This window comes from Mycolicibacterium arseniciresistens (assembly GCF_030519285.1).
GTDB lineage: Bacteria > Actinomycetota > Actinomycetes > Mycobacteriales > Mycobacteriaceae > Mycobacterium > Mycobacterium arseniciresistens.
This window is the reverse complement of the sequence record NZ_JAUMSQ010000048.1, coordinates 23,182-36,249: the sequence shown is the minus strand read 5'-3', so window position 1 is coordinate 36,249 and position 13,068 is coordinate 23,182. Positions and strand designations below refer to the sequence as shown.

Here is a 13,068-nt window from a genome sequence, read left to right as displayed (position 1 = left end):
GCCGGCCGACGCCCCGCCGCCTCCGCCCGATCCCAATGCGCCTCCGCCGGACCCGAACGCCCCGCCGCCGCGGCCGGGTGTGGGAGTCGCGGTGCCGGTCGATCCGAACACGGCACCGGAGATGCGCCCGCCGTCCTGATTGAGAGCTGACCCGAACGGGCGTCGCACACGTCGAGCGATCGACCGCGGCGCCCGTTCGGCATGCTCGGGCCTGTCACCGCGTCGACTCTGCGCGCAGGGCGCGATAGTGCGAGTGATGACCGCCCAGGACGCAGCTTCAACGGTGCGCCCCGCCTGGGACGCCTCGACTACACGGACAGGTGCCACACCAGCGCCGCGGCGAGCGCGCCCAGCCCGTTGAGCGACCAGTGCAGCGCGATAGGCGCGAGCAGGCTGCCGCTGCGACGGCGCAGCCAGGTGAAGACGAATCCGGCGATCCCGGTCGCCACGACGGCCAGCACCACCCCGGCAACGGTGCCCCACATCCCGGCGCCGAACAGTCTGGTGAAGCCGACGTTCTCGCTGGTCAGGCCGAACGACGTGGCGATGTGCCACAGCCCGAACAGGAGCGACCCGGCGGCGGCGACGCCGCGGAACCCCCACGCCCGGGTCAGCGCGCCGTGCAGCACACCGCGGAACGCCAGCTCCTCGGGGATGACCGTCTGCAGCGGGATCACCACCATCGAGGCGATCAGCGCACCGGAGATCGTCGCGTAGTTGTTGTTCATGAACATCGGCCGCGTCCACGGCAGCAGCGCGCCGATGGCGATCACTGTGACCACGAGGCCCACCGCGGCGGCCGCGTAACCGGCGCCGGAACGCCAGTGCTCACGGCCGAGGCCCAGTTCGGTCCAGCCGAGGCCACGGGCACGCACCAGCAGCATCAGCCCGACCGCGGCCGCGGGCACCGTCGCGATGCTGGCCCACGGCGTCGTGAAGTGCGCGACGAGATTGGTGACCACAAGGACCGCCACCACCACGGCGATGTCCACGTAGACGTGGAGCCCGCGCGGCGCGGTGAGGTCGGCGTCGGCCGGCGCCGCGGCAAGGTCGGTCATTTGCGGTGATTCTACCGGCGCCGGGCGGGTGCCCTAGTCGGCCGAACCGTCGTCCGGTTCCCAGGTCCACCCGGAGATGGCCGGATCGTCCTCGCCGTGCTCGCGGGTGTAGCGCCGCGCCGCCAGCCGGGCGTCGGCCATCTCCTGGCGCAGTTCGGCCGCCCGGGTGCCCAGCCCCTCGACCCGGTCGATCACGTCCATCACCAGGTGGAAGCGGTCGAGGTCGTTGAGCATCACCATGTCGAACGGCGTCGTGGTGGTGCCGCGCTCCTTGAAGCCGCGCACGTGCAACTGGGCGTGGTTGGCGTGCCGGTAGGTCAGCCGGTGGATCAGCCAGGGGTAGCCGTGATAGGCGAAGATGATCGGCTTGTCCTCGGTGAACAGCGAGTTGAACTCGCGGTCCGACAGGCCGTGCGGGTGCTCCGACTCGGGCTGCAGACGCATGATGTCGACGACGTTGACCACGCGGACCTTCAGCTCCGGCAACCGTTTACGCAGGATGTCCGCGGCGGCGACGGTCTCCAGCGTCGGGATGTCGCCTGCGCACGCCAGCACGACGTCGGGCTCACCGGTACCACTGCCCGCCCACTCCCAGATCCCGGCGCCGCGGGTGCAGTGCGCGATCGCCTCGTCCATCGTCAGGTAGTTCAGCGCCGGCTGCTTACCCGCGACGATCACGTTGATGTAGTGCTTGCTGCGCAGGCAGTGGTCGGCGACCGAGAGCAGCGTGTTGGCGTCCGGCGGCAGGTACACCCGCACCACCTCGGGCCGCTTGTTCGCGACGTGGTCGATGAATCCGGGGTCCTGGTGTGAGGCGCCGTTGTGGTCCTGGCGCCACACGTGCGACGTGAGCAGGTAGTTCAGCGACGAGATCGGCCGCCGCCACTCGATCTCGGCGCTGCTCGACAGCCATTTCGCGTGCTGGTTCAGCATCGAGTCGACGATGTGCACGAACGCCTCGTAGCAGTTGAACAGTCCGTGCCGCCCGGTCAGCAGGTACCCCTCCAGCCAGCCCTGGCAGAGGTGCTCGGAGAGCACCTCCATCACCCGGCCCGCCGGCGCGAGGTGCTCGTCGTCCGGATCGATCTCCGCCATCCACGCCTTGTCGGTGGCCTCGAACACCGGCGACAACCGGTTCGACGCGGTCTCGTCGGGTCCCATCAGCCGGAACCGGTCCGGGTTGCGGACGATGACGTCGCGCAGGAAGGTGCCGAGCACCTTGGTGGCCTCAGCGGACTCGGCCGCGGGGGCGGGCACGTCCACCGCGTAGTCGGCGAAGTCGGGCAGGTCGAGGTCACGCCGCAGCACCCCGCCGTTGGCGTGCGGGTTCGCGCTCATCCGCCGGTCTCCGGCGGGCGCCAGCGACCGCAGCTCGGGCCGCAGGTAACCGTCGTCGTCGAACAACTCCTCGGGCCGGTAGCTGCGCAGCCACTCCTCGAGCTGGGCCATGTGCTCGGGATTGGAGTGGGTCTCCGACAGCGGCACCTGATGCGCCCGCCAGGTGCCCTCCACCTTCTTGCCGTCCACCTTCTCCGGCCCGGTCCAGCCCTTCGGGGTGCGCAACACGATCATCGGCCACAACGGCCTGCCGGCCTCGCCGTCGAGGCGGGCGGCCCGCTGGATCGCCGCGATCTGGTCGAACGCCTCGTCGAGTGCGGTGGCCAGCTGCTGGTGCACGTTGGCTGGGTCGTCGCCCGCGACGGTGATCGGCCGGTAGCCGTAGCCGTAGAACAGCGCTTCGAGTTCTTCCTGCGGGATGCGCGACAGCACCGTCGGGTTCGCGATCTTGTATCCGTTGAGGTGCAGGACGGGCAGCACCGCGCCGTCGGTCACCGGATCGAGGAATTTGTTGGAGTGCCAGCTGGCGGCCAGCGGGCCGGTCTCGGCCTCACCGTCGCCGATCACACAGGCCACCACCAGGTCCGGGTTGTCGAAGGCGGCGCCGTAGGCGTGCACGAGCGCGTAGCCGAGCTCGCCGCCCTCGTGGATCGAACCCGGCGTCTCGGCGGCCACATGGCTGGGGATGCCGCCGGGAAACGAGAACTGGCGGAACAACTTTCGCAGCCCGTCGACGCCCTCCTCGATGCCGGAGTAGACCTCGCTGTAGGTGCCCTCGAGATAGGCGTTGGCCACCAGTCCGGGTCCACCGTGACCGGGGCCGGTGATGTAGATGACGTCGGCGTCCCGTTCCCGGATGATGCGGTTCAGGTGGGCGTAGACGAGGTTGAGCCCCGGGGTGGTGCCCCAGTGCCCGAGCAGCCGCGGCTTGATGTGTTCGGCGGCGAGGTCCTCGCGCAGCAGCGGATTGTCCAGCAGGTAGATCTGGCCGACGGACAGGTAGTTGGCGGCCCGCCAGTAGGCGTTGATCAGGTCCAGTTCGTCGTCGGTGAGAGTGGGGGACAGCGACTCGTCGGTCATCTGGCTGGTCATCTGGCTCATTCTGGTCACGGCGGGTGAACTTCGGGTGCCGACCGTCTACCCGAACACGTGATCTTCAAGCGGATCGGCGTACGCACTAGCCTGTGGCGGTGCGGACACTGCTGGCCTCGCTGCGGGTGCTCGACGCCGGCGACGCGGACTCCGCCGGGATCGGCCGGATGTACGCCGATCTCGGGGCCGACGTGCTGAAGGTGGAACCGCCCGGCGGCACCGCCGATCGGGAGGCGCGGCCGGCGATAGCCGGGTCGAGCATCGCCTTCGCCGTGCACAACGCCAACAAGCGCAGCGTCGTGCTGGACCCGCAGTCGCCCGCCGACCGGACCCGGTTCGCGGATCTGCTCGCCGACGCGGACATCGTGGTGGACAGCGGACCCCGCAGCAGGCTGGAGGCGTTCGGGCTGCCGCAGGCGACGGTCGCGACGCGATGGCCGCATCTGGTGGTGCTGTCGGTCAGCGACTTCGGCGCGACGGGCCCGCGCGCGGCGTGGCGGGCCACCGATCCGGTGCTCTATGCGCTGTCCACGGCGCTGTCGCGGTCCGGGCCGACGACCGGTCAGCCGGTGCTTCCGCCCGTGGGCCTGGCGTCGGGAACGGCGGCGGTGCAGGCGGCCTGGGCGGCTCTGGTCGCCCATTTCCACCGGCTGCGCGGCGGGCACGGCGAACACATCGACTTCGCCAGGTTCGAGGCGGTGGTGCAGGCCCTCGATCCACCCTTCGGTTCGGAAGGTCAGGCCGCGGTGGGCCGGAAGCACTCCGCCGAACTGTGGCGAGGCCGGCCCCGCAACCAGCAGATCTACCCGATCTTCGGATGCGCCGACGGTCACGTGCGGATCTGCCTGCTCTCGGCGCGGCAGTGGCGCGGGATGTGGCGGTGGCTCGGCGAACCCGAGCGTTTCGCCGATCCGTCGTTCGAGACCATCGCCGCCCGCTACGCCGCGTCGGAGGCACTCAACGCGGCGATCGCCGAACTGTTCGCGTCCCGGTCCGTCGCCGAACTGGTCGAGCAGGGCCAGGCTCGCGGCGTGCCGATCGCGGCGGTGCTCACCCCCGCCGAGGCGCTGCGGTGTGAGCACTTCCGCGCGGTGGGCGCGCTGTCGGTCATCGAGCCGGTGGCCGGCCGGCAGCTCGACGTGCCCGCCGGGCCGTTCGTCGTCGACGGAGAGCATGTCGGCTACCGGCGCCCCGCGCCCACTCCCGGCGACGCTGAATCCGACTGGCGTGCAACCCGTTCGGTAGCGGCAGCGGCAAGAGACCGGCCGCTGCGGCCGTTCGACGGCATGCGCATCCTCGACCTCGGGGTGATCGTGGCCGGTGGTGAGCTCGGCCGGCTCTTCGCGGACCTGGGCGCCGAGGTGATCAAGGTGGAGAGCGCGGCGTATCCCGACGGGCTGCGTCAGACCGCACCGGGGCAGCCGATGAGCCGGTCGTGGGCCCTGACCCACCGCAACGAGTACAGCCTGGGTCTGGATCTGCGCCATCCCGCGGGCGCCGACGTGTTCGCCGGCCTGGTGGCCGGGGCCGACGCGGTGTTCGCGAATTTCAAGCCGGGGACCCTCGACGCGCTGGGATTCTCCTACGACCGGCTGCGCACGCTGAATCCTCGCATCGTGCTGGCCGAGAGCAGCGCGTTCGGCGCGACCGGCCCGTGGAGTGCGCGAATGGGCTACGGGCCGCTGGTGCGGGCGAGCACCGGCATCACCCGGCTCTGGAGTGACGGCACCGCGGACTCTGCCGACGCGACTCCTTTCGATGCGACGACCATCTTCCCCGACCATGTCGCGGCAAGGATCACGGCCATCGCGGCGCTCGCCGCGCTCATCGACCGCGACCACTCCGGAACCGGTGCACACGTGCACATCTCGCAGGCGGAGGCGGCGGTGAACCAACTGGCCGTCACGTACGTCGCACAGGCCGCGCGGGCGGCCGGGCTGCCGGTAGACGAGGACGACGGCGTGCACGGCGTCCATCCGTGCGCCGGTGACGACGAATGGTGTGTCGTCTCGATGCGCACCGCTGCCGACCGTGCCGCGGCGGCCGGTGTCGTCGGCTCGGCGGAGCCGGCGGCGATCTCGGCGTGGACCTCCCGGCGCGACAAGAACGAGGTGGCCGAGACGATGCAGGCCGCGGGAGTGCCTGCCGCACCGATGCATCGGGCGGCCGACGTGCTGGCCGACCCCCAGGTGCGGCACCGCGCGCTGTTCTCCGAGATGACCCACCCGCTGTTCGCGGTGGCGATGCCGACCGAGACCGGCCCCGCCCGGTACCGGCACATCCCGCCCGCCGACCTGCGGCCCGCCCCCATGCCCGGCGAGCACACCCGCGAGATCTGCCAGAAGGTGCTGGGGCTCGACGTCGCCGAGGTGGACCGGCTGATCGCCGAGGGCGGGCTGTTCACCACAGCCGGGCGACCCTGACGCCGGATCTACGCGGCAATCCGGCATGCTGTCCCCATGCCTGTCGCCCCCACCACGCCGGTGCTCATCGGATACGGCCAGGTCAACCAGCGCGACGAGAATCCCGCGGTCGAACCCGTCGATCTGATGGCCGCCGCGGCCCGATCCGCCGCGGACCCGCGGGTGCTCGCGGCTGTCGACTCCGTGCGCGTGGTGAACCTGCTGTCCTGGAGGTACATCGATCCCGGGCTGCTGCTCGCCGGACGCATCGGCGCCGACGGCGCCGCCACCCGCTACTCGGGCATCGGCGGCAACGTCCCGCAGACACTGGTCAACCAGGCTTGCCTGGACATCCAGGACGGCAACGCCGGTGTGGTGCTGATCGCGGGCGCCGAGACCTGGCGTACCCGTTCACGGTTGAAGCGCCGCGGCGAGAAGGCGGACTGGACGCGGCAGGACGAATCGCTGCCCACGCCGCCCGGGGCCGACGACGTGCCGATGGCCGGCGACGCCGAGATGCGCATCGAGCTGGGACGGCCCGCCCACGTCTACCCGATGTTCGAGCAGGCGGTGCGGATCGCGGCGGGGGAGGACCCGGAGTCACACCGCCGCCGCATCGGTGAACTATGGGCGCAGTTCAGCGCGGTCGCCGGGGACAACCCCTACGCGTGGAGCCGCGAACCCGTTGCTGCAGAGGATATCTGGCGGCCAGGGCCGACCAATCGGATGATCAGCTGGCCGTACACCAAGCTGATGAACTCGAACAACATGGTCGACCAGGGCGCGGCACTGATACTGACCTCGGTCGAGCAGGCGCGGCGGCTGCAGGTGCCCGAGGAACGCTGGGTGTTCCCGTACGCCGGCACCGACTCCCATGACACGTATGCGATCTCCGAGCGCGCCGAGTTCCATCGGTCACCGGCGATCCGGATCGCGGGCCGGCGGGTGCTGGAGCTGGCGGACACCGATCTCGACCGGATCGACCTCGTCGACGTCTACTCGTGCTTCCCGTCCGCAGTGCAGGTGGCCGCCGCCGAACTCGGATTGCCGGTGGCGGACCCCGCGCGTCCGCTGACGGTCACCGGCGGGCTGACATTCGCCGGTGGGCCGTGGAACAACTACGTCACGCACTCCATCGCGACCATGGCCGAGCAACTCACCAGCGGACGCGGCACGCGCGGCCTGATCACCGCCAACGGCGGCTACCTCACCAAACACAGCTTCGGCGTCTACGGCACCGAGCCGCCCGCACACGCATTCCGTTGGCAGGACGTGCAACCCGAGGTCGACCGGGAGCCCACCCGTACCTCCCTGGTCGAGTGGTCCGGCACCGGCACCGTCGAGGCATGGACCACCCCGTTCGACCGCGACGGCGCACCCGAGAAGGCCTACCTCGCCGTGCGGACGCCCGACGACGCCCGCACACTCGCGGTGATCACCGACGCCGGCGACGCGGCCGCCACCGTCGAGGGCGATATCGCCGGCGTCAAGGTCACCGTGCGCGAGGACGGCACAGCGGCGCTGCTGTAGCGGACTAGCGGATCGTGTAGCCGCCGTCGATCACCAGGTCGGCGCCGTTGATCATCGCCGCCGCGTCGGAGGCGAGAAACACCGCCGCCGCGGCGATCTCGTCCGGGTAGGCGAACCGTCCGGTGGGGATGAGCTCTTTCATCGCCTCGCCCCGCGGGCCGTCCCAGGCCTTGCGCCCCAGTTCGGTGAGCACGACCGTCGGTGAGATCGTGTTCACCCGGACGCCGCGGCCCGCCCATTCCGACGCCAGTACCTTCGAGACACCGACCACCCCGAACTTCGACGCGCAGTAGGCGACGTGCTGGTCGAGGGCCACGCTGGCCGCCTGTGACGCCATGTTGACGATGACGCCACGACCGGCCGCCAGCATCCGGTTGCCGACCGCCTGGCACATCAGGAAGGTGCCCTTGAGGTTGACGTCGATCGTCTTGTCCCACGCGTCGAGCGCGAGTTCCTCTGCGGGACCGAGCATCACGATGCCGGCGCTGTTGACCAGCACGTCGATCCGTCCGAAGCCCGCCATCACCTCCTCGACGACCGCACCGACCGAACCGGCGTCGGCGACGTCGCAGCCGAAGCCCCTGCTGCCCGCGCCGAGTGCCTGCGCCGCTGCCTGCGCGCCGGCTGCGTCGAGGTCCGCCAGCGCGATCCGTGCGCCCTTCGCGGCGAGGGCGGCGGCGATGGCCGCACCGATGCCCGACGCCCCGCCGGTGACCAGCGCGACCCTCTCGTCGAGTCGGAAGTCGAGATCCACTGCAGGAGAGGTCATCTGATTTCGCATCCTTTCATTCGAGCGGTCTTCACAGAAGTGCGGCGGCGATGTCGCTGTCGGTGACGATCGCCGTGACCAGCCCGGAGCACAGCACCGCCCTGGTGGCGGCGATCTTCTCGGCACCGGTGACGATCGCGATGCGGGTCGGTATCGCCCGCAGCGCCGATTCCCCGATGCCCATCCGGCGGTCGTCCAGGCCAGGCACGCGGTGGCCGTCCTCGTCGAGCAGCAGCGCGCAGGTCTCGGCGCACACCCGCGCCTCGTTGAATCGCGCGACTTCCCGGTCCGTCAGCGACAGGTGGGTCTGCGACGCCCCGGGCTTCCACGCCCCTACCGACACCAGGGCGCATGTCACGTCCGGGTACCGGCTCACGGTGTCCCGGATCTGCTGGTTACTCCGCAGCGCCGCTGCGGTGCGGCCGTCCTGGACGACGAGTGGGGCGTAGAGCGGCCAGGACTGCCCGCCGCTGACCTCGCTGATCCGCCGCACCAGATCGAGGCCGTTGCCGGTGATGGCGCCGGCCATGCCGCTGAGTTGGACGACGTCGCACCGCGGCAGCGTCGTCAGGTGCGGCGCGATGTGGGCGAGGGTGCGGCCGCAGTCGACCCCCACCACGTCGCCGTCGCGCAGGATCGACTGCAGCAGTTCCGCCATCGCCTTGGCGACCGCCTGTACCCGGTCGGCGGTGTTGCGGGCGTCGCTCGCCACCGCGTACACGTGCTGGAGGCCGTAGCGGCGCTGGACGGCGGTGGACAGGTCGACGTCGACGGATCCCGGGTTGTGGATCTTGATCTCGACCATGCCCGACTGCAGCGCCTCGTCCAGCATGCGGGTCACCTTGAAGCGGGACACCCCGAGCTCCTCGGCGATCTGGATTCTGGTGCGGCCTTCCAGGTAGTAGCGGCGCGCCACCAGTGCACGCTCGAACAGTTCGTCGGGCCCCATCCCGCCCCTCCCACGTCAGCCGCGGCCGCCTCGTGCACATATGTGCAGAGCCGTTGACATCTGAGCATAGGCCAGAGCATGATCCACCTCACAAGAGAGCGGGCGGGTGTTCCCGCCCACAACAGCGGAGGAGCCCGGTGCGGTTCGTTCGGAAAGGGTTGGCGGGCATGACGGCAACGGCGGTCTGCGGGTCGCCGCCTCCGTGGTCCGGTCCGACGTCGACGGAGATGCCATCGTGAGCAGCGCGGTGCTGGAGTGTGCCGGGATAACGAAGAGCTTCGGCGGTGTGCCCGTGTTGCGCGGGGTCACGCTGACGCTGCAGCCCGGCACCGTCACCGCGCTTGCCGGAGAGAACGGTGCGGGCAAGTCGACCCTGATGAAGATCATCAGCGGCCAGTACCACGCCGACGCCGGAACGGTGTCGGTGCGCGGCACCCACCTCGCCGCGGGCAATCCGAGGGACGCCGTGCGACACGGCGTGGCCATCGTGCCGCAGGAACTGGCCTCGATCGAGGACATGACCGTCTACGAAAACCTGTTCGTCGGCCGGGAGATCCGCCGTGGCCCGTTCCTGAACCGGCGGGCGATGATCGCCGAGGCGCGCGAGACGCTGGCCGTCTTCGACGTCGGCATCTCCCCGACGGCCCGGATGGGCAGCCTGCCGGTCGGGCTGCGCCAGATCGTGGAGATCGTCAAGGCCGCCCGCACCGGCGCCGAGGTGGTGATGCTCGACGAGCCCACCTCGGCGATCTCCGAACGCGAGGTGGAGGGCCTCTACTCCATCGTGCGCAGGCTGCGCGAACACGGCGTGGCGATGGTCTACACCACGCACAAGATGGCCGAGATCCGCGCCATCGCCGACCGCGCCGTGGTGCTGCGCGACGGCGGCCTCATCCTCGACGCCCCGATCGCCGAGGTGTCCGACGACGACATCGTCACCGCGATGATCGGCCGCGAACTCGACGCGCTCTTCCCCGACCGCACCGAGCCCGGCAGCGAAACGGTGCTCGAGGTCCGCGATCTCCAGGTCGACGGTGCGGCCGAACCGGTGTCGTTCTCCGTGTCGGCGGGCGAGATCGTCGGACTCGCGGGTCTGGTGGGCGCAGGGCGCACCGAACTCCTCGAGGCCATCTTCGGCGCCCGGCACACCGCCGCAGGCGACATCGTGGTGCGCGGCAGGCCGGTGAAGCGCAACGCCCCCGCCGCCGCGATCGCCGCGGGAATGGCGATGGTCCCCGAGGACCGCAAACTCTCCGGCGTGGTGCTCTCGATGAGCGTGCTGGACAACGGATCACTGCCGCGGTTGTCGTCGTTCAGCGTCGCGGGATGGTTGCGCGGCAAGGCGCGCACCAAGGCCGTCTCCGACGTGATGTCCTCGGTACGCCTGCGCAGTCGCGGGCTGAACCAACAGGTCGGGACGCTCTCAGGCGGCAACCAGCAGAAGGTGGTGCTGGCCCGCTGGCTGACCGGCGACGTCAACGTCCTGCTGCTCGACGAGCCCACCCGCGGCGTCGACGTCGGCGCGCGCAGTGAGATCTACCGCATCATCACCGAATTCGCGGCCGCCGGGATGGCGGTGGTGATGGCGTCGTCGGACATGCCCGAGATCATCGGGCTGTCACACCGGGCCTTCGTCATGCGCAGCGGCGCGCTGGTCGGGGAGCTCGACCGGGAGGCGCTGGACCACCCCTCCGTGCAGGAGTCGGTGTTCCGGATGGCGACCGCGCTGGACGGACCCGGCCACCGCATTCCCGCTCGATCAACGGAGGAAGACACGTGAGCACCCCCACCGGCACCGAGGAGAACGCGGGGCAGGCCGGACCGACGACGGTGACGTCGCCGATCACCGGTGAGCCGGTCAAACTGTTCTCCCGGGCGTGGCTGAGTGGTCTGGCGCTGCGGTACTCGATGGTCATCATCATGCTGCTGGTGATCGCCTACTTCAGCTACCGCAGTGCGCGATTCGGCACCGTCGACAACCTGGTGACCATCCTCGTCGCGGCGGCGCCGTTCGCCCTGATCGCGCTCGGACAGACGCTGGTGGTGCTCACCGGAGGGATCGACCTCTCGGTGGGCAGTGTGATCGCGGTGTCGGCGATGGCGGGAGCGGCGACGGCGAAGGCCAACCCCGGCCAGGTGTGGATGACGGTGCTGGTGGCCATGATCGTCGGTCTCGCGGTCGGCTCGTTGAACGGGATCCTGGTGTCCCGCCTCAACGTCCCGCCGTTCATCGCCACTCTGGGCACGCTGACGGCAGGCTCCGGGTTGGCCTACGTGATCGGCGGAGGTGCGCCCATCAACGGACTGCCCGCGGAGTTCGGCTCCATCGCCAACACCAAGATCCTCGGCCTGCAGATCCCGGTGCTCGTCATGATCGTGGGCATCGTGGTGCTGGCGGTGGTGATGAAGCGCACCACCTACGGCATGCGGGTGTACGCGGTCGGCGGCAACAGGTCGGCGGCCGAGATCGCAGGCATCAACGCCAAGAACGTCCTCTTCAGCGTCTACGCATTGTCGGGTCTGCTGGCCGGCATCTCCGGGGTGATGCTGGCCTCGCGTGTCATCTCGGGGCCGCCGAATCTGGGGCAGGGCTACGAACTCGACGCGATCGCCGCGGTGGTGATCGGTGGCGCGAGCCTGATGGGCGGCCGCGGCACGGTGTGGGGAACGGTGCTGGGCCTGTTCATCATCCAGACGCTCAACAACGGGCTCGACATCCTCGTGGTGCCCGCGTACTGGCAGGACGTCATCAAGGGTGTGTTGATCGTCGCGGCGGTGGCCGTCGACGTCTGGTCCACCCGAGGACGGACGTGACCGGGCCCGCACGCACCACACAGGCAATTTTCCTTCCATCACAACGAGAGTGAGAGACGTCATGAGACGACTGGGAACGAAGTGGACCGCCGCCGGCGCGGCCGTTGTGCTGGCCCTGGGGCTGACCGCCTGCGGGGCAGGCGACACCGAAGCCAACAGTGACACCACGAGGATCGGCGTGTCGGTGTACGACATGAGCTCCTTCATCACCGCGGGCAAGGAGGGCATGGACACCTACGCCGAGGCCAACAACATCGAATTGGTCTGGAACTCGGCCAATCTCGACGTGTCCACCCAGGCCAGCCAGATCGACTCCTACATCAACCAGGGCGTCGACGCGATCATCGTGGTCCCCGTGCAGGCGGACTCGCTGGGACCGCAGGTCGCTTCGGCCAAGGCCAAGGGCATCCCGCTGGTACCGGTCAACGCCGCGCTGGAGAGCAAGGACATCGCGGGCAACGTCCAACCCGACGACGTGGCGGCCGGGGCGCAGGAGATGCAGATGATGGCCGACCGCCTCGGCGGGCGCGGCAACATCGTCATCCTGCAGGGGCCGCTGGGGCAGTCAGGCGAACTCGACCGCAGCGAGGGCATCGAACAGACGCTGAAGAAGTACCCCGACATCAAGGTGCTGGCCCGCGACACCGCCAACTGGAAGCGCGACGAGGCCGTCAACAAGATGAAGAACTGGATCTCCGGCTTCGGCAACCAGATCACCGGTGTGGTCGCGCAGAACGACGACATGGGTCTGGGCGCCCTGCAGGCCCTCAAGGAGGTGGGGCGCAGCGACGTGCCCATCGTCGGCATCGACGGCATCGAGGACGGCCTGAACGCCGTGAAGAGTGGCGAGTTCATCGGCACGTCGCTGCAGAACGGCACAGTCGAGCTGGCGGCGGGCCTCGCGGTCGCCGACAAGCTGGTCAAGGGCGAGCAGGTCAACACCAATCCGGTGTACGTCATGCCGGCGATCACCAAGGACAACGTGGACGTCGCGATCCAGCACGTGGTGACCGAGCGGGAGAAGTTCCTCGAAGGTCTCCCGGACCTGATCAACGAGAACCTCAAGACCGGCGACATCGCCTACGAGGGCATTCCGGGCCAGAAGCAGCCCTAGCG

The 13,068-nt window shown here is 69.8% G+C and carries 9 protein-coding genes; 5 read left to right on the top strand and 4 right to left on the bottom strand.

What is annotated here, in order from left to right; all coding sequences use genetic code 11:
* Nucleotides 1-308: 308 nt before the first annotated feature.
* Nucleotides 309-1,058, bottom strand: a complete 750-nt coding sequence (locus Q2100_RS09480; RefSeq protein WP_302913829.1) for a CPBP family intramembrane glutamic endopeptidase — start codon at nt 1,056-1,058, stop codon at nt 309-311.
* Between the two features lie 33 nt (nt 1,059-1,091).
* Nucleotides 1,092-3,476, bottom strand: coding sequence for a phosphoketolase family protein (locus Q2100_RS09475; protein WP_302913831.1), 2,385 nt, complete (start codon nt 3,474-3,476; stop codon nt 1,092-1,094).
* A 110-nt stretch (nt 3,477-3,586) separates the two neighbouring features.
* On the opposite strand from Q2100_RS09475, the gene Q2100_RS09470 reads away from it, so the two are divergent.
* Both Q2100_RS09470 and Q2100_RS09465 read left to right on the top strand, forming a co-directional pair.
* The gene (locus Q2100_RS09470) at nt 3,587-5,911 is read left to right on the top strand and encodes a CaiB/BaiF CoA-transferase family protein (RefSeq protein ID WP_302913828.1); all 2,325 of its coding nucleotides are present in this window, start codon (nt 3,587-3,589) and stop codon (nt 5,909-5,911) included.
* Nucleotides 5,912-5,947: 36 nt separating this feature from the next.
* Entirely contained in the window at nt 5,948-7,420 is a 1,473-nt protein-coding gene (locus Q2100_RS09465; protein WP_302913827.1) for an acetyl-CoA acetyltransferase, read from the top strand.
* A 4-nt stretch (nt 7,421-7,424) separates the two neighbouring features.
* Here the strand turns inward: Q2100_RS09465 and Q2100_RS09460 are convergent, their stop codons facing one another.
* Together Q2100_RS09460 and Q2100_RS09455 are read right to left on the bottom strand one after the other, a co-directional pair.
* Nucleotides 7,425-8,189 carry a GolD/DthD family dehydrogenase gene (locus Q2100_RS09460; protein WP_302913826.1) on the bottom strand — a complete coding sequence of 255 codons (765 nt, stop codon included), beginning with the start codon at nt 8,187-8,189 and terminating at the stop codon, nt 7,425-7,427.
* Nucleotides 8,190-8,220: 31 nt separating this feature from the next.
* Nucleotides 8,221-9,138, bottom strand: coding sequence for a sugar-binding transcriptional regulator (locus Q2100_RS09455; RefSeq protein ID WP_302913825.1), 918 nt, complete (start codon nt 9,136-9,138; stop codon nt 8,221-8,223).
* Between the two features lie 235 nt (nt 9,139-9,373).
* Here Q2100_RS09455 and Q2100_RS09450 point away from each other — a divergent pair, with 235 nt between their 5' ends.
* The 3 genes from Q2100_RS09450 (at nt 9,374) to Q2100_RS09440 (ending at nt 13,066) form a co-directional block, all read left to right on the top strand.
* Complete coding sequence (locus Q2100_RS09450) at nt 9,374-10,918, top strand: sugar ABC transporter ATP-binding protein (RefSeq protein ID WP_302913824.1); 1,545 nt, start codon at nt 9,374-9,376, stop codon at nt 10,916-10,918.
* A complete protein-coding gene (locus tag Q2100_RS09445) occupies nt 10,915-11,952 on the top strand; it encodes an ABC transporter permease (protein WP_302913823.1) in 1,038 nt (345 codons plus the stop codon). Before Q2100_RS09450 ends, Q2100_RS09445 begins: the two co-directional genes overlap by 4 nt.
* Nucleotides 11,953-12,013: 61 nt before the next feature.
* Nucleotides 12,014-13,066 (top strand): substrate-binding domain-containing protein, encoded by a 1,053-nt coding sequence (locus tag Q2100_RS09440; RefSeq protein ID WP_302913822.1) that lies wholly within the window; start codon nt 12,014-12,016, stop codon nt 13,064-13,066.
* Nucleotides 13,067-13,068 lie beyond the last annotated feature (2 nt).

Coding starts and splice junctions, on each gene's coding strand:
- Q2100_RS09465 (WP_302913827.1), top strand. CDS start 5,948: ATGCCTGTCGCCCCCACCACGCCGGTGCTCATCGGATACGGCCAGGTC.
- Q2100_RS09440 (WP_302913822.1), top strand. CDS start 12,014: ATGAGACGACTGGGAACGAAGTGGACCGCCGCCGGCGCGGCCGTTGTG.
- Q2100_RS09475 (WP_302913831.1), bottom strand. CDS start 3,476: ATGACCGACGAGTCGCTGTCCCCCACTCTCACCGACGACGAACTGGAC.
- Q2100_RS09480 (WP_302913829.1), bottom strand. CDS start 1,058: ATGACCGACCTTGCCGCGGCGCCGGCCGACGCCGACCTCACCGCGCCG.
- Q2100_RS09460 (WP_302913826.1), bottom strand. CDS start 8,189: ATGACCTCTCCTGCAGTGGATCTCGACTTCCGACTCGACGAGAGGGTC.
- Q2100_RS09455 (WP_302913825.1), bottom strand. CDS start 9,138: ATGGGGCCCGACGAACTGTTCGAGCGTGCACTGGTGGCGCGCCGCTAC.